This is a genomic window from Gordonia terrae, assembly GCF_051789125.1.
In the GTDB taxonomy this organism is placed as follows: Bacteria; Actinomycetota; Actinomycetes; order Mycobacteriales; family Mycobacteriaceae; genus Gordonia; species Gordonia terrae_A.
The window spans coordinates 1,929,590-1,949,652 of record NZ_CP196526.1 but is presented as its reverse complement, the minus strand read 5'-3'; the positions used below and the strand labels follow the sequence as shown (position 1 = coordinate 1,949,652).

General features: G+C 68.5%; 21 protein-coding genes. 9 read left to right on the top strand and 12 right to left on the bottom strand.

Annotation, left to right across the window (positions count from 1 at the left end):
• Nucleotides 1–35 precede the first annotated feature (35 nt).
• Nucleotides 36–1,004, bottom strand: coding sequence for a glycine betaine ABC transporter substrate-binding protein (locus tag ACSUZC_RS08890; RefSeq protein ID WP_439032468.1), 969 nt, complete (start codon nucleotides 1,002–1,004; stop codon nucleotides 36–38).
• 124 nt (nucleotides 1,005–1,128) lie between these two features.
• Between ACSUZC_RS08890 and ACSUZC_RS08885 the strand changes: the two genes are divergently transcribed.
• The 3 genes from ACSUZC_RS08885 to ACSUZC_RS08875 all read left to right on the top strand — a co-directional run bounded on the left by ACSUZC_RS08885 (nucleotide 1,129) and on the right by ACSUZC_RS08875 (nucleotide 4,037).
• Nucleotides 1,129–2,154, top strand: coding sequence for a magnesium and cobalt transport protein CorA (locus tag ACSUZC_RS08885; RefSeq protein ID WP_439032467.1), 1,026 nt, complete (start codon nucleotides 1,129–1,131; stop codon nucleotides 2,152–2,154).
• Nucleotides 2,155–2,197: 43 nt separating this feature from the next.
• Nucleotides 2,198–2,839 carry an endonuclease gene (locus ACSUZC_RS08880; RefSeq protein ID WP_439032466.1) on the top strand — a complete coding sequence of 214 codons (642 nt, stop codon included), beginning with the start codon at nucleotides 2,198–2,200 and terminating at the stop codon, nucleotides 2,837–2,839.
• Between the two features lie 175 nt (nucleotides 2,840–3,014).
• Nucleotides 3,015–4,037 carry an iron-containing redox enzyme family protein gene (locus ACSUZC_RS08875; RefSeq protein WP_439033048.1) on the top strand — a complete coding sequence of 341 codons (1,023 nt, stop codon included), beginning with the start codon at nucleotides 3,015–3,017 and terminating at the stop codon, nucleotides 4,035–4,037.
• A gap of 40 nt (nucleotides 4,038–4,077) precedes the next feature.
• Here the strand turns inward: ACSUZC_RS08875 and ACSUZC_RS08870 are convergent, their stop codons facing one another.
• The 3 genes from ACSUZC_RS08870 to ACSUZC_RS08860 all read right to left on the bottom strand — a co-directional run bounded on the left by ACSUZC_RS08870 (nucleotide 4,078) and on the right by ACSUZC_RS08860 (nucleotide 5,786).
• Complete coding sequence (locus ACSUZC_RS08870) at nucleotides 4,078–4,281, bottom strand: CDGSH iron-sulfur domain-containing protein (protein ID WP_439032465.1); 204 nt, start codon at nucleotides 4,279–4,281, stop codon at nucleotides 4,078–4,080.
• Nucleotides 4,278–4,994, bottom strand: a complete 717-nt coding sequence (locus ACSUZC_RS08865; protein ID WP_439032464.1) for a HemK2/MTQ2 family protein methyltransferase — start codon at nucleotides 4,992–4,994, stop codon at nucleotides 4,278–4,280. Before ACSUZC_RS08865 ends, ACSUZC_RS08870 begins: the two co-directional genes overlap by 4 nt.
• A gap of 198 nt (nucleotides 4,995–5,192) precedes the next feature.
• Nucleotides 5,193–5,786, bottom strand: a complete 594-nt coding sequence (locus ACSUZC_RS08860; RefSeq protein ID WP_439032463.1) for a suppressor of fused domain protein — start codon at nucleotides 5,784–5,786, stop codon at nucleotides 5,193–5,195.
• Nucleotides 5,787–5,843: 57 nt separating this feature from the next.
• Between ACSUZC_RS08860 and ACSUZC_RS08855 the strand changes: the two genes are divergently transcribed.
• Nucleotides 5,844–6,533, top strand: a complete 690-nt coding sequence (locus ACSUZC_RS08855) for a metallophosphoesterase family protein (protein WP_439032462.1) — start codon at nucleotides 5,844–5,846, stop codon at nucleotides 6,531–6,533.
• Nucleotides 6,523–7,380, top strand: coding sequence for a chromosome partitioning protein ParB (locus tag ACSUZC_RS08850; protein WP_439032461.1), 858 nt, complete (start codon nucleotides 6,523–6,525; stop codon nucleotides 7,378–7,380). Before ACSUZC_RS08855 ends, ACSUZC_RS08850 begins: the two co-directional genes overlap by 11 nt.
• 40 nt (nucleotides 7,381–7,420) lie before the next feature.
• On the opposite strand, the gene ACSUZC_RS08845 is transcribed toward ACSUZC_RS08850, so the two are convergent.
• The 5 genes from ACSUZC_RS08845 to ACSUZC_RS08825 form a co-directional block, all read right to left on the bottom strand.
• The gene (locus ACSUZC_RS08845; RefSeq protein ID WP_439032460.1) at nucleotides 7,421–8,596 is read right to left on the bottom strand and encodes an ABC transporter ATP-binding protein; all 1,176 of its coding nucleotides are present in this window, start codon (nucleotides 8,594–8,596) and stop codon (nucleotides 7,421–7,423) included.
• Between the two features lie 3 nt (nucleotides 8,597–8,599).
• Complete coding sequence (locus tag ACSUZC_RS08840; RefSeq protein ID WP_439032459.1) at nucleotides 8,600–9,430, bottom strand: carbohydrate ABC transporter permease; 831 nt, start codon at nucleotides 9,428–9,430, stop codon at nucleotides 8,600–8,602.
• A 4-nt stretch (nucleotides 9,431–9,434) separates the two neighbouring features.
• On the bottom strand, nucleotides 9,435–10,658 hold the full coding sequence (locus ACSUZC_RS08835; RefSeq protein WP_439032458.1) for a carbohydrate ABC transporter permease: 1,224 nt from the start codon (nucleotides 10,656–10,658) through the stop codon (nucleotides 9,435–9,437).
• The gene (locus tag ACSUZC_RS08830) at nucleotides 10,655–12,067 is read right to left on the bottom strand and encodes an extracellular solute-binding protein (protein ID WP_439032457.1); all 1,413 of its coding nucleotides are present in this window, start codon (nucleotides 12,065–12,067) and stop codon (nucleotides 10,655–10,657) included. Before ACSUZC_RS08830 ends, ACSUZC_RS08835 begins: the two co-directional genes overlap by 4 nt.
• A 220-nt stretch (nucleotides 12,068–12,287) precedes the next feature.
• Nucleotides 12,288–12,776, bottom strand: a complete 489-nt coding sequence (locus ACSUZC_RS08825; RefSeq protein WP_238423471.1) for a general stress protein — start codon at nucleotides 12,774–12,776, stop codon at nucleotides 12,288–12,290.
• A 96-nt stretch (nucleotides 12,777–12,872) separates the two neighbouring features.
• Here ACSUZC_RS08825 and ACSUZC_RS08820 point away from each other — a divergent pair, with 96 nt between their 5' ends.
• The 4 genes from ACSUZC_RS08820 to ACSUZC_RS08805 all read left to right on the top strand — a co-directional run bounded on the left by ACSUZC_RS08820 (nucleotide 12,873) and on the right by ACSUZC_RS08805 (nucleotide 17,399).
• Entirely contained in the window at nucleotides 12,873–14,234 is a 1,362-nt protein-coding gene (locus ACSUZC_RS08820; protein WP_439032456.1) for a magnesium transporter MgtE N-terminal domain-containing protein, read from the top strand.
• Nucleotides 14,231–14,755 (top strand): DUF1003 domain-containing protein, encoded by a 525-nt coding sequence (locus ACSUZC_RS08815; RefSeq protein WP_439032455.1) that lies wholly within the window; start codon nucleotides 14,231–14,233, stop codon nucleotides 14,753–14,755. Before ACSUZC_RS08820 ends, ACSUZC_RS08815 begins: the two co-directional genes overlap by 4 nt.
• A gap of 323 nt (nucleotides 14,756–15,078) precedes the next feature.
• Nucleotides 15,079–16,197, top strand: a complete 1,119-nt coding sequence (locus ACSUZC_RS08810) for a lytic transglycosylase domain-containing protein (RefSeq protein ID WP_439032454.1) — start codon at nucleotides 15,079–15,081, stop codon at nucleotides 16,195–16,197.
• Nucleotides 16,198–16,253: 56 nt separating this feature from the next.
• Complete coding sequence (locus ACSUZC_RS08805) at nucleotides 16,254–17,399, top strand: Mrp/NBP35 family ATP-binding protein (RefSeq protein WP_439032453.1); 1,146 nt, start codon at nucleotides 16,254–16,256, stop codon at nucleotides 17,397–17,399.
• Between the two features lie 5 nt (nucleotides 17,400–17,404).
• On the opposite strand, the gene tatB is transcribed toward ACSUZC_RS08805, so the two are convergent.
• From tatB to ACSUZC_RS08790, 3 genes are read right to left on the bottom strand one after another with little or no spacing between them, the layout of a single operon-like run.
• The gene (gene tatB, locus ACSUZC_RS08800) at nucleotides 17,405–17,893 is read right to left on the bottom strand and encodes a Sec-independent protein translocase protein TatB (RefSeq protein ID WP_439032452.1); all 489 of its coding nucleotides are present in this window, start codon (nucleotides 17,891–17,893) and stop codon (nucleotides 17,405–17,407) included.
• A gap of 30 nt (nucleotides 17,894–17,923) precedes the next feature.
• The gene (locus tag ACSUZC_RS08795; RefSeq protein WP_439033047.1) at nucleotides 17,924–19,444 is read right to left on the bottom strand and encodes a S1C family serine protease; all 1,521 of its coding nucleotides are present in this window, start codon (nucleotides 19,442–19,444) and stop codon (nucleotides 17,924–17,926) included.
• A 35-nt stretch (nucleotides 19,445–19,479) separates the two neighbouring features.
• A complete protein-coding gene (locus tag ACSUZC_RS08790) occupies nucleotides 19,480–20,013 on the bottom strand; it encodes a hypothetical protein (RefSeq protein WP_439032451.1) in 534 nt (177 codons plus the stop codon).
• Nucleotides 20,014–20,063: the final 50 nt, after the last annotated feature.

Sequence of the window (20,063 nt, the reverse complement as noted above, 5' to 3'; positions counted from 1 at the left end):
CCTCCGCGGCGAACCGAGCGGGTGCACCCGACGCGTCAGAGTCCGTGCTCTCCCAGCCAGGCGAGGGCCACGTCGCGCGGGTCCGCACCCGCTTCGACGCGCGCGGCCATGGTGGCGAGGTCGGCGGTGGTGATCTCACCGGCGACCTTGTTCATCGTCTTGACCTGATCCCGGCCGAAGGCCGCGGACCGGAAGACCGGCACGAGCACCTCGGCGCGCGGACCCGATTCGGGCGCCGAGGCAGCCTCCGACGGCGGGGCGCCAGCGGGCGGGTTGTCCGCGGTGTCGCCGCCGCCGGCCGAGTTGCGCAGCGCCTGGACCTCCGACGACGCGCCGTCGGCGTCCTCGCCGGCGATGTCGAGCGGCGTCAGCACTCCGACAGCGGTTCCCGCCGCGGCCCGGCTCAGCACCTCGTCGCTCGTGGCCACGAGTTCCACCGGTCCGAAACGGCACCCCGCATCGGCGAACGCACGCTCCGTCGCGTCGTCGGGGCGGGACACCGCGATCACCGGGAGCCCGGCCGGAAGCCGGGCGCAGTCGTCGAGGTCGGTGGCCTCGACGTCGCCGGCGAGTGTCGTCGACACGAAGATCTGCGGAGCCGCCGACACGGGGGTCTCGTCACCGACCGACACCCCCTGCGGCAGTGATCGATTCACGTCCGTGTAGACGTCCTCGGCACCGACCGCGGTGGACGACGGCGCCAACAGCGTCAGCAGCTCCCCGGTGAACGCGGGGAACAGGTCGAGGGCGGTACGGTCCATCTCACCCAGGAGGGTCTGCGTGTCGCCGCGCAGCTGATCCGCGGAGACGACACTGCCCGCGTTGCGCAGCGCACCGGCGTAGACCTCCGCCATCACGCGCATCGCCGGTTGATCCGACGAGCCGATCACGATCCCCCGCGGCGGCGCGGACGCATCGTCGGCGCATCCGGCGAGCACCACAGCCAGTACGACCAGCAGACCGGCGACCCCGACAAGTCGTTTGCGGACAGCACGTTTACCCACCCCGCCACCGTATCCCGCCTCGTGTCGCGGGCCGCATCGCCCATCGGGCGTATCATCGGCGTTCGTGCCCTCGATGCCCCGGCCTGGTCCGCGCGGGTTGTCACCCCGCCGCGAGCGCCGCCCGATGCCCAAGATCCGCGTCCCGGTCGCGCGCGCGGTCGTGGACTGCGCGGTGTACGTCGACGGCCACCGTCAGCCCGGCCGCGTCACCTACACCGAGGGTCTCGCGCGCGTCCGCGCATCCGGGCAAGGTTTCGTGTGGGTCGGACTGCACGCCCCCGACAGTGCCCAGATGACCGACGTCGGCGCGACGTTCGGACTCCACGAACTGGTTGTCGAGGACGCGGTCGCCGCACACCAGCGGCCCAAACTCGAGGTGTACGACGACATCCAGTTCCTGACGCTCAGGACGGTGCAGTACGTCGAGCACGAGTCGATGGTGAAGGCCAGCGAAGTCGTCGAGACCGGCGAGATCATGGTCTTCGTCGGCCCCGATTTCGTGCTGACGGTGCGCCACGGCGAGCACACCGAGTTATCGGAACTCCGACGCCGCCTCGAGGCACTGCCGGAGCGCCTCGCCCTGGGCCCGACGGCCGTTCTCCATGCCGTGGCCGACAAGGTCGTCGACACCTATCTCGCGGTCACCGACCGGATGGACGTGGACGTCGCGGCCATCGAAGAGGTGGTCTTCGGCAGGCAGGGACATGCACTCGACATCGATCCGGTCTATCTGTTGCGCCGCGAGGTCCTCGAACTCCGCCGCGCGGTGACCCCCCTGGCGGTACCGCTGCAGAGTCTGACCGCAAGCGGTAATCCCCTCGTACCCAAAGAGATCCGTCGCCAGTTCCGAGATGTCTCCGACCACCTCACCACGGTCATCGACCGCGTCCTCGAATACGACGAACTGCTGACCTCGCTGCTGCAGGCGGCCGCGGCCAAGGTGGGCATCCAGCAGTCGACGGACATGCGCAAGATCTCGGCATGGGTGGCCATCGCCGCCGTGCCGACGATGGTCGCGGGCATCTACGGGATGAACTTCGACCACATGCCCGAATTGCACCAGGAGTGGGGCTATCCCGTCGTCCTCGGTGCCCTCGTCACGCTCTGCACCCTGCTGTTCGTGGTGTTCCGGCGCAGTCACTGGTTGTGACGCCCCGCATTCGCGCGGGTTCTCGATCAGTGAAGGAGCCACGATGACCCGCACGGACGACGCCGCCCGCACGGCCCGCGCCCTGCTCGACCGCGCCGGCCGCACCTATGCCGAGGACGCCGGCATCACGCTGAAGAACACCCCGTCGCCGCTGTTCGAACTGTTGGTCCTCGCCCTGCTCCTGAGCACCCGGATCTCCGCGGACATCGCGGTGGCGGCCGCCCGCGAACTGTTCGCGGCCGGGTACCGCACCCCGGAGAAGATGGCCCGAGCCGGCCGGCGGAGTCTCATCGACGCCCTGGGCCGCGGTCGTTACGTTCGCTATGACGAGAGCACCGCCACCCGTCTCGGCCAGGCAGCGCGGAAGGTTCTCGACGAGTACAGCGGCGATCTGCGTCGTCTCGGCGACGCGGCCGGGTCCGACCCCGTCCGCGCGGCGGAACTGCTCCAGGGGTTCACCGGCATCGGTCCGGTCGGGGCCGACATCTTCCTGCGCGAAGTCCAGTCGGTGTGGGAATGGGCGACACCGCATTTCGACAAACGCGCACTCGCCGCCGCCCGCGACCTCGGCCTTCCCGACGATCCGGCACGGCTCGCCGACCTCGCCGACGGGCGTCCCGCGGCGCTGGCCGCCGCCCTCGTCCGGGTCTCGCTGGACCGCGAGCTGCGCGAGGACCTCGGCTGAGCCGACCGGGTACGGCCTAAGCTGGGATGACGGTCACAACCGCGCAGTGGCGGTCCGGGGTTTGCACCGGGCCCGATCCGGTTACACGGAAGAGTCCGCGCCAGAACCGCCCACCGCGCATGGCGGTGCCGGAGGCCGGAGACGACAGGAGGACTCACAGGTGTCAGCTGACCCGATGGTCGACGTTGCGACGGTGTACGACACGACGTTCCGGCGTCCGAGCCTGCCGAGTGCACGCGGTCCGCTGTCGGAGGCCGTGATCTCGCTGCTGAGCAGCGACTCCGGCTCCGCCGTCACCCCTGACATCTCCGCGTCCGACGCCGACCCGTACGGCGACGACCTACAACTGGCGCTCTACCTGTGCTACGAGATGCACTACGTCGGTTTCACCGATGCCGACACGGCATGGGAGTGGCACCCGGCCCTGTTGTCGCTGCGCGGAGAGCTGGAACGGCACTTCCTCGCCGCCCTGCACCGCGATGTTCCCTCCGTGGGCGACGGCGACACCGCCGACCGGGAGATGGACGAGTTGTGCATCGAGAACCCCGACGGGGACGGTGCGTCCTACCGTCTCCGTGACGCGGGGACCTGGGAGCAGTACCGGCAGATGTTCGCGCTGCGGTCGCTCTACCACCTGAAAGAGGCCGATCCGCACGCGTGGGCGATTCCCCGCCTGCGAGGTCACGCGAAAGCTGCCTTTGTCGCTGTGGAGTTCGACGAGTTCGGTGGCGGCCGCGGCGATGCGGTGCACCAGGAACTCTTCGCCGAGCTCCTGCGCGCGGCCGAGCTGCGCGACGACTACCTCGGCTATCTCGACACCGTGCCCGGCGTCGCGCTGACGCCGGTGAACCTGATGTCGTTGTTCGGCCTGCACCGGCGATACCGAGGTGCCGCGGTCGGCCACCTCGCCGCCACCGAGATCACCTCCTCGCCCGGTTCACAGCGGCTGCTCGCCGGACTCGAACAGCTCGACGCGCCGGAAGCGTGCCGCCGGTTCTACCGCGAGCACGTCGAAGCCGACGCGGTGCACGAACAGATCCTGCGCACCGACGTCGTCGGCGATCTGATCCGCACCGAACCCGAGACCGAGGCCGATGTGATCTTCGGGATCCGGGCGTTCCTGTTCGTCGAGGACGCACTGGACCGGCACGTGGTGTCGTCCTGGGAAAACGGAGAGAGCGCCTTCCCGGGAATCTGATCCCGGTAGGCGCTCCGGCGCGTCCGCTCTCGGTTCTGTGTCAGTCGGCCGTACGACGACGCTTCTTGCGATGGCTGGTGTCGCACAGCGGGTAGTTCTTGCTGCGTCCGCAGGCACACACCGCGACCATGAAGCGGTCGGACTTCACACACGCGCCGTCGGGCAGCTCGATGTCGACCGGCCCGGACACCAGGACCGGGCCCCCGCGGGTCACCCGCACCGAGGTGCGTTTCGGCTGGGTCACGGGCGTCCCTCCGAACGTCCGGGCGCGACCGCCGCGATCGCCACCAATCGCTCGACGCGTCGGTTGCGCTCCAGCTGACCGCGCTGCTCGAGCCACTCGGCTCGTGCGGAGAGCACCGGACCGAACGGAATGAGGTGTTCGGCGACGATCTCCGCGGTCAGTCCGCCCGCGCGAAGCGCCCGCAGCGAGGCCTCCTCGTCGGCGAACTCCGAGTGCACCAGCACGAACGTGCCACCCGGGACGAGCAGGTCCGGTACGCGCGCGCACAGCGGGTCCAGCACGGCACGGCCGTCGATGCCGGCGTCCCAGGCGTGCGACGGACCTGCGGGATGCAGCGCAGCCTCGGACGTCGGCGGGGTCGGCACGTACGGCGGATTGCAGGTGACGAGGTCGTAGCGCCCGATGTGCCGGACGAGGTCGCCGTGGACGACCGTCACGGAGACGCCCGCCTCTGCGGCGGCGTTCCGCGCATATGCGACGGCTTCGGTCGAGGCGTCGACCGCGGTGACCTCGGCCGCGCCGAGGCCCGCTGCGGCGATCGCGATGGCGCCGCTACCCGTACACAGGTCGAGGACCCGCGCGCCGGCGACACCGCGTTCGGTGATGGTGTCGATGAGGAGCTGGGTGTCCTGCTGCGGAAGATAGACCGCCGGGTCGGATCGGGTGATCTTGGGACCGGCAGTCGCGGTGAACGATGAGGAGGTCAACGTCACGCCGCCCACCGCCGTCCAGCCATCCGGACGGTTCGTGCTCCCCGTTCGTTCATGCAACCTCACCCTTCCCAGACCAACCGTGCCTGTCGAGGAGGCAGCGCCTCCCCCGTGCTCAATCGTTCCCCCGGTCATTCGTTCCGAAACCTCGATCCGGATCTGTTGCCGGCCGGAGGAGACGGGTCGGCTCGGGGTGACGGGTCAACTCGGGGTGGCCGTGGCCCGGTCGGGCCTGGTGACGTCGATGCCGGCCCCTCGCCACGCGTCCCGCAGCGCGTCGGCGCCCTTGAGCCGTACCCACGCCGCCTCGTTCGCGGTGATCGGTACCGCACGCAACAGTTGCACCGGATCCATCGGCTCGGACAGCTCGACGGCCCCCAGCTCGTCGTCCTCGAGCAACACGGCGGTGAATGCCGCACCGTCCCACAGCGGCTCGCCGAGATCGATCAGCGCGTCGGGGGTGAGGATCAGGCCTTCCACAGCGGGTGCCGCGGCCATCGTCGCCATGCGCGTGTGCAGACCCGGCAGCGGTGTGCCGGCCCGCATCCGGACGACGAGTTCGGCGCGCGGCCCGCGCACCGGATCGGCGTGGAGGTCGGTGGGGTCGGACATCGGATGGCGGGAGCACCCCGAGGTGATGTAGACGAGCTGATCGTCCGGCGTCGGATCAGGTGTCACGAAACGCAGCACGTCGATGGGCTCCACCCCCAGGAAGGTCACCGAGGCCCGCTGCGGTGACACCTCGAGCCGGTCTTGCAGGAATCGTCCGACGACATCGGTCACCGCTTCGCTCACATCCCACAGGCTACCGACCCGTCACAGGCGATCACGGCGCTGATCTAGCCTGGAACCATGGTCCGGGTTCTGGCAGTCGCCGACGAGGTGGTGGACTCCCTCACCTTCGGGGTGGGGATCGACTCCCGTCCCGACCTCATCCTCGGTGCCGGCGACCTTCCCTTCGAGTACCTCGAGATCCTGTCGTCCCTGTGCGACGCACCGTGCGTGTTCGTGCCCGGCAACCACGACCGCGACCTGCGGGGCTACCACCGGGGGCGTACCGGCTGGACGCGCGCGGGGCTCCCCACGACCGACCCGGGCCCGTGCGGCGCCGTCAATGCCGACGGCCGCACGGTGACGGTCGCGGGACTCCGGATCAGCGGGCTCGGCGGCAGCCGCCGCTACAACGGTGGCACCAACCAGTACACCGACACCCAGCAGCGGCTGCGGTCGCTTCGACTGCGGTGTACCGCCGCCCTGTCCTCGTCGCGCAACGCCGACATCCTCCTCACCCACAGCCCGGCCCGCGGCGTGGGTGACGGCGATGACCTCCCCCACCGCGGATTCGACTGCTTCCACCCGCTGGTCCGTTCGCTGCGCCCGACCCTGCTCGTGCACGGTCACGTCCACCCGTTCGGCACCACGCCATCCGATCTGCCCATCGGCCGATCGACGACCTCGATGAACGTCGTCGGCTACTGTCAGTTCGACATCGATCCGGTGACCCGGGAGGTCGACATCGTGAGGCGCAGACATGGTGCGTGACACCGGATTTCCTGACGCGGATGCCGAGAACGACTTCGCCCGCCTGCGTCGCCAGGCCGAGCGGGCGCGTCTGGCGCAGTGGTTCATGCGTCAACCGGCCGACGTCAACACCATCCTGCCGTTCGACGAGGTCGTCGCCGCGCTCGGCCGCACCGGGGAGACCGCGCTCGGACTACAGGTCGTCGAGGTGTCCTCCATCGTCGGAAGTGTCGACCGCACCAGGGATTTCGACCGCTACTTCCGGCCAACGTCGTCGCGGGTCCGCGAACGATGGCAGCGCCTGGCGGCGGCACAGCGCCGCGGTGAATCGGTCCCGCCGGTCCAGCTCTACCGGATCGGTTCGATGCACTTCGTCATCGACGGCCACCACCGGGTGTCGATCGCGATCGCGCGCAACCTCACCACCATCGACGCCTACGTCACCCTCATCCACACGCGGATCTCACCCGAGGGGATCAACGCGACATCGGACCTGATCCTCAAAGACCATCGCCGCCTGTTCCTGTCCCGGGTGCCACTCGAGGGTTCGCAGTCCGAGGCCATCCGCCTGACCGACCCCTTCGACTACGCCGAACTCGCCGAGAACGTGGAGGCGTGGGGTTTCCGCCTCAGTCAGGAGATCGGCGAATTCCTCAACCGCACCGAGACCGCTCGTCGCTGGTTCGGCGAGGAGTTCCTGCCGGTGGTGCGGATGGCACGCCGCGCGGGAATCCGACCCGACCTCGACAGCGACGCCGAACTCTACCTGTGGGTGGCCTGCGAGCGATATCGGTTGATACGCAGACACATCTGGGACGAGCACGTCTTCGACGAACTGCTCGACCACTCCCGGCGGCGAAGGCGCTGATCATCCGGGAGTGGTCGGTGTGCAGCCAGGGTGCGCGTGCTCAGCGCACGCGCAGCGACGCTCCCGAACTCTGGTCGAACACAGCGATCTTCGAGGCGTCGTAGAACAGCTCGGCGGAGCTACCGCGTGTCACCTTGGAGTCCGGCGACAGCCGGGCGATCAGCTGACCGCCACCGAGATCGGTGCCGGAGTCGGCTGCGAGCTCGGCAAGCGCGTCGCTCGACGCACGACTCGACCCCACTCCGAAGTAGGCGTAGATGTCGGAGCCCATCGACTCGAGCACGTCGATGTTCGCGGTGAACGTCGCACCGTGTTCCCGGGTCGTCGAGTCGACCAGGGCCGCATCCTCGAGATGTTCCGGGCGGATGCCGATGAGGACCTCACCGCTGCTGCCGACATCCCCGGCGCGCGAGACCACGTTGCGGTGATCATCGAGAACGACTGTGCCGATGGGCGTTTCGATACCGTCGGAACCGAGGCGACCGGGCAGGAAATTCATCGCAGGTGAGCCGATGAACCCGGCCACGAAGACGTTGGTCGGATTGTTGTACAGCTCCTGCGGCGTGCCGATCTGCTGCACGTACCCGCCGCGCAGCACCACCACGCGGTCACCGAGCGTCATCGCCTCGGTCTGGTCGTGGGTGACGTAGACCGTCGTGGTGCCCAGGCGCTGCTGCAGCTGGGAGATCTCGGTACGCATCTGCACGCGCAACTTGGCGTCGAGGTTCGACAACGGCTCGTCCATCAGGAATGCCTTGGGCGACCGCACGATCGCGCGTCCCATCGCCACCCGCTGGCGCTGACCGCCGGACAGGTTGGCCGGTTTGCGGTCCATGTACTGCCCCAGGTCGAGAATGCGGGCGGCCTCGTCGACCTTCGCCGCGATCTGATCCTTCGACATCTTGGCGAGGGTCAGCGGGAAGGCGATGTTCTCGCGCACCGACATGTGCGGGTAGAGCGCATAGCTCTGGAACACCATGGCGATGTCGCGGTCCTTCGGCGCACGCTCGTTGACCCGCTCGCCGTCGATTCGCAGCTCGCCGCCGGAGATGTCCTCGAGTCCGGCGATCATGTTGAGTGTCGTCGACTTGCCGCAGCCCGACGGTCCCACCAGAATCACGAATTCGCCGTCGGCGATCTCGATGTCGACCCCGTGTACGGCCGTCGAGCCGTCGGGATACTGCTTGGAGACGTTGTCCAGAACGATGTCTGCCATGGGTTATCCCTTCACGGCGCCGGAGGTCAGGCCGGCCACGATTCGACGTTGGAAGAAGAGCACGAAGATGATGATGGGGATGGTGATGATCACCGCGGCTGCCGAGATCGATCCGGTGGGTTCCTCGAACTGCGAGGCGCCGGTGAAGTTGGCGATGGCAACCGGCGCGGTGATCGCACGTTCGGTCGAGGTCAGCGACAGGGCGAGCAGCAGGTCGTTCCAGGCGAAGATGAACACCAGGATCGCGGCCGTCACGACGCCGGGAGCGGCGAGCGGGGCGATGACCTTGCGGAATGCCTGCCACGGGGTGGCACCGTCCATCTTGGCTGCCTTCTCCAGCTCCCAGGGGATCTCACGGAAGAACGCCGACAACGTGTAGATCGCCAATGGCAGGGCGAATGTGATGTACGGCAGGATCAGCCCGGGCCACGTGTCGAACAGACCGAGGCGGCGCTCGATGTTGAACAGCGGTGTGACGAGCGAGATCTGGGGGAACATAGCGATCAGCAGCGCGGCACCGATGAGAAGCTTCTTACCCGGGAACTCGAGCCGGGCGACGGCATAGGCCGCCATCGTGCCGAGGAGAACCGCGATGACCGTGGTGATGAGCCCGACGCCGATGGAGTTGATCAGCGCCGAGGTGAAGGCGCTGGTCTCGAAGATGCTCTTGTAGTTGTCGAGTGTGAACTCGCTGGGCCAGAACTTGCCGTCGGTCACGCTACCGGCCGGCTTGAACGACAGGCTGATGATCCAGAGCAGCGGGATGAGCGCGTACAGGATCACCAGGATGTTGGCGATCGCCCACCACGCCTTGGACTTTCCGCTCGTATTCAACGGCCTACCTCCCCTCGTCGTCAGAACCCGGTGCGGCGGTGCCGAACCCCTTGATGAACACGAACGCGATTATTGCGACGCACAAGAAGATCAGGATCGAGATCGCGGATCCGACTCCGAGATTGAATGCGCCGAACAGATTGTCGTAACCCAGCATCGACACCGAATACGTGCTGTTGGACCCGCTGGTGAGCACATAGATGTTGTCGAAGACGCGGAACGCGTCGAGGGTACGGAAGAGCAGCGCGACCAGGATGGCCGGCTTCATGAGCGGAAGGATGATGCGCCACAACCTCGTCCAGGCCCCGGCGCCGTCGACCTGCGCAGCCTTCAGGAGGTCGTCGGGCACCAGGGCGAGACCTGCCAGCAAGAGCAGCGCCATGAACGGCGTGGTCTTCCAGACCTCGGCTAGGACGATGATCGCCAGCGACGGCCACTGCTCGGTGAGTGGTGCGCTGCCGTCGGGGAGCAGATTCGCGAGATATCCGGTGCCCGGTGTCCATGCGTAGTACCAGGAGAACGCCGCCGCCACCGTGACGATGCCGTACGGGATGAGGACGACGGTACGAATGGACCCGCGCCCGAAGATCGTTCGGTGCATGACCAGTGCGATCGCCATGCCCAGGACGAGCTCGATGACCACCGAGACGACGGTGATGCCGACCGTGATCGAGAACGCCGTCCACCAGTAGTTGTCGGTCAGCACGGTCGCGTAGTTGTCGAACCACACGAACTCGCGTTCGCCCGGCGCCGAGAGACTCATCTTGTTCAGCGAGAGCCAGACCGCGTATAGGATCGGGTAGCCGGTGACCAGCAGCATCATCAGTGCCGCGGGCGCGACGAGCCAGAAGGCGAGCCGACGTTCGGCGGTCTTGCCCTCGCTGCGCTTTCGCGGTGTGGCCGGAGCCGCCTCGGCGCGGGGACGCTCGGCGACCGCCGTGGCACCCGCGGCCCCGGCGGTTCCCGCGGCCCCGGTGGTTCCGGCGGCGGGCACCGAGGGAGCGGCGGCTCCGCTCACCGGCGATCCGGTGTCGTGTCGCCCACCCGCCGGCGGCGTCCACACCTGGTCGGACTGCACCGGAGGGGTGTCTCCCACGATCGGGATCGGTCCGGTCTGTGCCGGCGCGTCGTCGGGCAATGCATGCCGCCCCGCGCGGAAGCGCGCCTCGTCTCCGGTCTGATCACCGCCGGCCCGGTTGTCGTCCCCGGGTGTCGTGTCGTCGCTCACGGAACCAACCCTTCCCCGTCGATGGCCTTCTGGACCGCTTCGGCGAGCTGGTCGACGAGAGCCTCGGGCTCCCATGCCCCGACCGGGCTCAGCTTGGCCTGCAGCAGCGTCGAGATCGCCTGGTAGTCGGGCGACTTCGGCCGGAGTGCGGCATGTTCTGGTTCGAGCTGCCGCTTGATCTCGTCGGCCATCGGGTAGGCGAGGCGGAAATCGGCGTCGTCGTAGATGGATTCGATGACCGGCGGCGGACCGGCGCTGAACGAGAACGCCTTCTGTGACGCCTCGCTGGTGATGCATTCGGCGGCCTGGAAAGCCAGGTCCTGCTGCTTCGACGTGCTCGCGACGGCGATGTTGATCCCGCCGAGGGTCGTCTTCGTCGGCAGGCCCTGGAAGCCCGGGTACGGCGCGAAGTCGAAGACCCGCTGCATCTGCCGGTTCAGCGGCACGACCTCCTCCGAGGTCGGCGGGTTGGCGGTGTCGGCATAGAGGCCCGCGTACTGGGTGAGGTCCAGGAAGGCCACGCTTCCCGCGACCGCGTTCTCACGCATGCCGGCGAAGACGAACGGCCAGTTGACCTGATACAGCGCCTCGCCGCTTTCCATCCCCAGACGCGCGGCGCCCTCGTCGGAGTTCGTGAGCGAGGGATCGGCACCCGGCGCGGTGGCGACACGCTTGAGCGTCTCGAGCGCCCGGACCGTCGCGGCACGGTGTTCGGGGGTGTCGTTGAGCGTGACCTTGTCGGGGTTCTCGGGGTCGACGATCTGACCGCCGGCACTGGCGAGCACCGAGTTGAACCACACCATCAGGCCCTCGTACTGCCTGCCCTGCACCATGATGTAGGTCGGTCCGCCGTTGCGCCCGCTGACGAGTGCGTCGTCGAGCATGCCGTCCCAGGTCGACGCCGGGCGCCGGCGATCGACCTTGTCGGCGAGCACATCCGGGCGGTACCAGAGCAATTGGGTGTTGGTGGAGAACGGGATGGCGTAGAGACGTTCACGCTCGTCGTCGTCGGTCTTCCACACGGCGGTGTCGAGGGGGCCGCCCAGGGTGCGCGCGGAGACCTCCGTCGCCATCGCGTCGGGTACCGGGACCATCCAGCCCGCGTCGGCGAACTCGGCGGTCCACACCACGTCCATGCCCATGAGGTCGAGGCCGGTGTCGTTGCCCGCGAGGCGTCGTGCGAGCTGCAGGCGCTGATCGTCGGCACCCTTGGGCAGCGGCGTCGTCACGACCTTGTAGGCACCGCCGGAGTCGGCCGAACACTTGTCGCCGATCTCGGCGAAGGTGTCCGCGCCGTCCGCGGGCGGGTAGAAATTGAGTACGCCCGCTTCATATCCCGAGCCGCACGCGGACAGCACGGGCAGCATCGCCGCCGCAGCCACCGCTGCGGCCACGACCTTCCGTCTCATGCGCCTCGTGGATCCGCGTCTCGTGAATCCCTCAGTGCTGGTCCTGCTCCGCACGCAGCCTCCTCGATGTCGTACGCGGCGCTGCCCACGAGGTGCTCCGCCGTGAGCGTCCGAAGTGCAACGCTATACGTGAGGATTCGTGACATGCAACACATTCGGCATGGGCGTGCCATTCCGGGACCGATTGTGATCGGCCCGTGTCCGAGGTGCGGGACCGGACCTAGAAGGTCAGGCGGGTGAGCATGTCCCGTGCTTTCTCTGCGCTTTTCGGGTCGCAGAGCACGTCGTAGCGGCCGGCGACCAACTGCATCGTCGAGGCGAAGTCCCGCTGTCCGCGCGTGGCGGCATACGGAATGGTCGCCGAGATCACACCGAAGACCATGCCGCCGACGATGCCGACCAGGATCGGCGCGATGGGCGAGCCGGTGAAGACCAGCGCCACCAGACAGCCGAAGAAGAACCCCAGCCACGCGCCGGACACGAGGCCGCCACCGATGACCTTGCCCCAGGTCAACCGGCCGATGACACGCTCGACCTGCATGAGGTCGACGCCCACGATGGTGACGTCCTCGACGGTGAAGTTCTCGTCGGACAGGTAGTCGACCGCACGCTGCGCCTCGGCGTAGGTTCCGTACGATCCGATCGGCCAGCCCTTGGGCGGCGTCGGTAAGCCGGGTGTCTCGCGGCTCGGGCGCATGGGATTCGTCATTTCGTGCCTTCCCGTCGTCTGGTTCGCCGTTCATGCTGCCGACGTCCACCGTTGCCGTCGGCGTCGGCGCGGACCGATGGCACTACCCTTACTCCCATGTCGTCGGTGAGCAAGGTGTTCGTGGCCAGATTAGTCGGGTTGGCCGTCCTTGGTCCCGACGGCGAATCCATCGGCCGTGTTCGCGACGTGGTCATCTCCATCCGATTGTCCGGACAACAGCCCCGCGTGCTCGGCCTCGCGGTCGAATTGACCACGCGCCGTAGGATTTTCGTCCCGATGCTGCGCGTCACCGCCATCGAACCCCAGGCCGTCGCCCTCAACACGGGCACCGTCAGCCTGCGGCGCCTGCACCTACGCCCCGGCGAGGCCCTGGCAATCGGTCAGGTCCTCGACACCCGTGTCCGCGTGATCGATCCCGATCTGCCCGAACTCGCCGACGCCGACGTCACGGTGATCGACCTCGGCATCGAACGGACGCGTACCCGGGACTGGGTCATCTCGCGTGTCGCGGTTCGAGCGGGCCGCCGCGGACTGCGCCGCCGCCACGAGACCCATGTCGTGGAGTGGTCCAGCGTCCAGGGGATCACCCAGAGCGCGCTGAACCTGCCGGGGCAGGGAGTCGCGCAGGCGTTGCTGCAGTTCGAGGGCATGCGACCGGCCGACGTCGCCAACGCGCTGCGCGAGCTGCCCGCGAAGCGGCGTGCCGAGATCGCCTCCGCCCTCGACGACGAACGGCTCGCCGACGTGTTGCAGGAACTCCCGTCCGACGATCAGAAGGAGTTGCTCGCCGCGCTCGGCCGCAACCGCGCCGTCGACATCCTCGAGGCGATGGATCCCGATGACGCCGCCGACCTCCTCGGCGAACTGCCCGACACCGAGGCCGAGGCCTTCCTGGAGGAGATGGACCCCGAGGAGTCCGAACCCCTGCGCCGCTTGCTGCTCCACTCCCCCGACACCGCCGGCGGAGTGATGACGTCCGAACCGATCATCGTGACGCCGTCGACGACGATCGCGGAGGCACTCGCGCGGGTTCGCAACCCCGACCTCACCCCGGCCGCGGCCAGTGTCGTGTTCGTGGTGCGGCCCCCGACCGCGACGCCGACCGGCAAGTACCTCGGCTGCGTTCATCTCCAGGCACTGCTCCGGGAACCGCCCGCACAACTCGTCGGCGGCATCGTCGACACCGATCTCGCCCGACTGCACCCCGAGGACTCCTTGGAGACCATGACGCGATACTTCGCGACCTACAACCTGGTATGCGGCCCCGTGGTCGACGAGTCCGGGCACCTGCTCGGCGCCGTGAGCGTCGACGACCTTCTCGACGAGATCCTGCCGCGGGACTGGCGTGAGACCGAACCCCAGGACTCACTGGAGCTCGACCCGTCCGTGTCGCTCGATCCGACCGGCCGGACCGGCGGACCCGGTACCGGCGGCGGCCCGCAGGTGCGGCTCCGATGAGCGAACCGGGACGCAAGCTCGACACCCCCAGCACGCGTCGGACGATCTCGTTCAATCTCGATTCCGATGTGGTCGGGATGTACAGCGAGCGCGTTGCGCGATTCCTCGGGACGGGTCGATACCTCGCCATCCAGACGGTGATCGTCATCGTGTGGATCGCGCTGAACCTGATCGCGGTGTCGATCAGATGGGACCCCTACCCGTTCATCCTGCTCAACCTGGCGTTCTCGACGCAGGCCGCGTACGCGGCGCCACTCATCCTGCTGGCACAGAACCGCCAGGAGAACCGCGACCGCGTCTCCCTCGAGGAGGACCGGTTGCGGTCGGCACAGACCAAGGCCGACACCGAGTTCCTCGCGCGCGAGCTCGCCGCTGTCCGCATAGCCGTCGGCGACACCGTGACCCGCGACTATCTCCGCAAGGAACTCGACGACCTCCTCGACGAACTGGTCGAACGCCTCGGCTCATCGGGTGACGATGCGACGCCCGAGGGTGCCTCACGACGCGACCGGACTCGGTGACCACGGCCCGGAGAGGCCGACGGTAACTTTCCGCGACGCGTCGGCGATCCGTTCACTGACGCCAATAGTGGAGTTCGTGTCTGGGACATCAGACCCAATATGTATGGTGGGTCACAGTTCGGATGGTGTCGACCGTGACATGACAGACCGTCCGGTACATCCGCTCGACGGGCTCTGGACCTGGGCCGTCAGCGGAGAATCGGTCAGTGGGAAATCGCCGCGTTCTCGGGGGCAAGTGTGTGTGTTGACAACGGAGTACAGGTGATCCGGGTACAGGTGATCAGGCAGCTCGCCGGGGTCGCGCCCCTCGGTGGAGGACCCCGATGAGGCCGCTCGACGTCGTCCGACGACGCCGCGGCCCGCGTCGGCCCGCCCACTTCCCGCGCCGTGCGGCAACCGTGGTGGCCGGTGGCGTCCTGGTCGGCGCATTGGTCCTCGGCACCGCGACCTCGAGCGCGCACGGAGGAGCGTTGGCCGCGCGGGCCTCTGAACCCGAGGTGCCGCTCGTCGTCGCCGAGGTCGTTCCCGGATCGCCGGTCGCCCTCCTCGGCTTCGCCCCGCCTGCGGAGAAGCCCGCAGACGCACTTCCGGCGCCGCAGTTCCGCCTCGCGAACGACCTGCCGTCCGGACCGCTGGGCATTCCCGGCGTCGTCCTGCAGGCATACAAGCTGGCCGCGAACCGCGTCGCCGCCGAGAGCCCCCAGTGCAAGCTCCCCTGGTTCCTGCTCGCGGGTATCGGACGGATCGAGTCCAATCACGCGAGCAACGGCTCGGTCGATCAGTACGGAACCACCATCAACCCGATCGCCGGCCCGGTCCTCGACGGGTCGCTGGCGGGCAACGCGGTCATCCGGGACACCGACGGCGGACGCATCGACGGCGACGCCGGCCACGACCGCGCGATGGGTCCCATGCAGTTCATCCCGAGTACGTGGGCGTCGTGGGGCTCCGACGCCAACGGCGACGGCAAACCGGATCCCAACAACATCTTCGACGCAACCTATTCGGCCGGCCGGTACCTGTGCGCGGGCGTCGCCGACATCATGAGCGAGGGCACGCGTGTCTCCGCGGTGCTGCGGTACAACCGGTCGATGGAGTACGTCGCCAACGTGCTGGGCTGGGCCGGCGCCTATGCCACCGGGGTCATGCCGACCGACCCGATCCCGGAGATGAAGCGCAAGCCGTCCAGCAGTTCGAGCAAGCCCAGTACCCCGAAGTCCGGCCCGTCGTCCTCGTCGTCGTCCTCGTCGACGTCGAAGCGCCCCACCCCTCCGCCCCAGCAGTGCGTCATCATCTGCCTGCCGTCGCTCCCACCGCTGCTGCCCGGCCAGCCCGCACCGCCGCCGCAGAAGAAGCAGGCGCCGGCGACCAAGCAGCCTCCCGCGGGTAATGCGGGGATCAACCGGCCCGGACAAGCCGGCGCTCCCGTTCCGGTCCGCTGACCCGTCACCCGGGACCTCCACCGGAGTCCGGAAGGGCCGCCGGTAGTCTGGATCAGATGACAACTGGAGTCGCGCCCACGGAATCGGCAGTTCGCGCCGCCTTGGGCAAGGTCAAGGATCCGGAGATCGGCAAACCCATCACCGACATCGGGATGGTCAAGTCGGTTACCATCAACGACGATGCGAGCGTGGACGTCGGGGTGTACCTCACGACGTCGGGCTGTCCCATGCGCACCGAGATCTCGCAGCGTGTGGAAACCGCTGTCGCCGACGTACCGGGTGTGGGTGCGGTCCGGGTCGAGCTCGACGTCATGGACGACGAACAACGCACCGAGTTGCGCAAGAAACTCCGTGGGGACAAGGCCGAACCGGTCATCCCGTTCGCCCAGCCCGGATCGCTGACGCGGGTGTACGCGGTCGCGTCGGGCAAGGGCGGCGTCGGCAAGTCGAGCGTCACCGTCAACCTCGCCACGGCGCTCGCCGAACGCGGACTCAGTGTCGGAGTCCTCGACGCCGACATCTACGGCCACTCGGTGCCTCGCATGCTCGGCAGCGACGCCAAACCCACGCAGGTCGAGCGGATGATCATGCCGCCCATCAACCACGGGGTGCGGTTCATCTCCATCGGCCAGTTCACCGACGGCAACACACCGGTCACGTGGCGTGGCCCGATGCTCCACCGGGCGCTGCAGCAGTTCCTCGCCGACGTCTACTGGGGCGACCTCGACGTGTTGCTCCTCGATCTCCCACCTGGCACCGGCGATGTCGCGATCTCGATCGCGCAGCTGATCCCGGGCGCGGAGATCCTCGTGGTCACCACGCCCCAGCAGGCCGCGGCCGAGGTCGCCGAACGCGCCGGGGCCATCGCGCTGCAGACCCGGCAGAAGATCCTCGGCGTCGTCGAGAACATGTCGTGGCTGGAGCTTCCCGACGGCACCCGGATGGAACCCTTCGGGTCCGGCGGCGGCGAGATGGTCGCCGAACGACTCACCCGCGCCGTCGGAGCGCCGGTCGAGTTGCTGGGTCAGGTTCCGCTGGAGACCGCACTACGCGAGGGCGGCGACGCGGGTGTGCCGGTGGTTCTGTCGGCGCCCGACTCCCCGGCGGGTTCGGCACTGCGGGCGGTCGCGGCCAAACTGGCGGTCCGCAAACGGGGCCTCGCGGGTATGAGCCTGGGGCTCGACACCGTCCGGCACTCCTGAACTCCTCAGGTGGCGTCCCAGTCGGTCACGGCCGGTGGGCCGGACGGACGTGACACCGAGTCTGCGGGCTTGTCCATGGACACCGGACGCCCCGATGCGGCGTCGGCGACCTGAGTATCCGGGTTGTCGATGGGCAGCGGCGCGGACACGGGCTTGATCTTCGGTGCGGCCGGGGTCGAGTTCCGGTCCACCGTCGTGGCGCTCTCGTTCAGTCGGAACAGTGAGTCGTCGCCGTCGAGGAGATGTTTGGTCACGATCGAACGCGGGGTCATGCCGCGCAGTTCGTTGAGGTCGGCGAGCGGCTTGCGCAGGTCGTCGAATTCGGGTCCCAGCTCGTCTTTGAGCTGATTGGTCGCGCCGGTCGCGTAGTCGCGCACCTTGCGAACCGATTGCATCGTCCACGACACCGCGCCCGGAAGACGCTCCGGGCCGAGGATGATCAGGGCCGCGACCACCAGGATCGCGATCTCGCCCCATCCGACGCTGCTGAACATGTCCCTCGTCTCGGTCTGTGCGGTGGTGTGTCAGTCGCTCGCCGGCGTGATGGTGCCGGAGAAGGTGCGGCCCGACCGCCAGTACTGGAACGGGACCGCTTCACCGATCTTCGCCGTCCTGATGGCGACATTCAACTCGTCGGCGCTCTCGATCGGCCGGTTGTTGAACGAGGTGATCACGTCGTTCTCGCGGACCCCGGCACGCTCGGCCGGGCCCCCGGCCACCACGTTGCGCACCTGCGCTCCGAGAACGCGCTCGTTGCGGACCGAACTCGCGTTCACCCCGATCTGGGGATGATTGACCTTGCCGTCACGGATCAGCGCCTCGGCGATCGGCTTCGCCTCGTCGATGGGGATCGCGAAGCCCAGCCCGATCGACCCGCCGCCTGCCCCCAGACGGCCTGCCGTGTTGATGCCGACGACCTTGGCCTCGGCGTTGACCAGGGGGCCTCCGGAGTTGCCGGGGTTGATCGCCGCATCGGTCTGGATGGCGTCGATCACCGCGTCGGTGTCCGACTCGGCGTCGGGGGTGAGTGCGACGGCGCGGTCGGTGGCACTGACGATGCCGCTCGTCACGGTGCGGTTGAGGCCCAGGGGTGATCCGAACGCGACGACTTCCTCGCCGATCTGCAGGTCGCTCGAGGTACCGAGGACCGATACGGTGGGGTTCTCGACGTTGTCGACCTTGAGGACCGCGAGGTCCGTCTTCGGGTCGCGCCCGACGATCCGAGCCGGGACGCGTTGACGATCGAAGAAGACGACCTCGAGTTTCGCGCTCTTGTCGTTGGCCGCCATCGAGATGACGTGGTTGTTGGTGAGGATGTAGCCCTCTTTGTCGATCACGAATCCCGACCCGGTCGCATACGCACCGGATGCGCGGACGTCGATGGCGACCACGGACTTCTCGACCGAGCGCGCCACCTCGGCGACCGGCGACCGCGGCCCGGTGTCGCCGCCCGGCTCATCGGTGGACAGTTCGACGGTGTCGCTGGTCAGTGGTGCCGCGACCTCGGCGGTATAGCGGCCGAGGAGTCCGCCCACGAGGCCGATCAGCAATGCGATGACGGTGAGCGTGGCCAGGGCCACCCAGCTGATGCGGTTGCCCAGCAACAGGTCTCGGACGCCGAGCTTGCCCGCGGGCGTCGTGGGTGTGTCGGAGGCGGCGGGGCTCAGTGCCGGCGCCACGAGCCGGGCCGGGCTCTCGGGGTCGCGCCACGGGTCCTCGGGCCGCTGCAGCTCGTCGGCCTGGCCGTAGGTGGCCAACGGATCCCGCTGCAGGGTGTCGGTGGAACCGGCGGGTCGGCCGAACGCCTCGGCGAGCACCGGATCGGGCGCCGCGATGCGTGGCTCCGGGGAGCGACGATCGCCGGGCGAGGATGCGAACGACCCTCGCACGCCGGACGGCCTGCCGAACACCTGAGCCGTGGACGGCGACACCGGCGAATGCCGCGTACGACTCGGGGTGAGTCGCTGCGACTCGGGCGGCTCTGCGCGCCGGGCGAACTGCGCGCCGTTCGTCGGGTCGGGGTCAGGCGGGGTGTCGGGGTTCAGTGAGGGGTCGGGTGCGCCGGGATCGTCGGTCACGATCACCGACCCCGGCGACGGAAGGTCCGCCCGCGGCCCGCGTCACGCGCGCCGGGGATGCCGTCGGTCGGTGCCTCGGAGGACGCCGTGCCGGGGCCGAACTTCCGGTCGGGACCGAATGTCTCGGAGGTCAGGTCGATCTCACGCGTGGGGATCTGCGACAACTGACCGAGCAGCGACGCCGGGATCGACACCCGTCCCGACTCCCGCAGCCGGGTGCGGGCCAGGGACTGGGCTTCGACGGCGCCCACGCATTCCGGGCACAGGGCGAGGTGATGCGCGGCGCGTGCGTGCGCCGACATCCCCAGTTCGCCGTCGACGAAGGCCGCCACCGCCTCGGGTGCCAGGTGCTCGGTGGGTGCGAACCGTCGGCCGCCGGCGGTGCCGGGCGCACGGTAACCACGATTGGGTAGGAACGACGACGGTGCCGGGCTCCAGGTGTTGGGGTTCCACGAGGTCCGCCGACGACGGAGGTTGGGCGTCGGGGGTTCGAAACCGCCACCTCCGGTAGGACGCCCGCGATCACCGTCCATCATCGTCGTTCACCCCTCTCCACGACGAAACCGCCGCACGATGTGATTCGTGT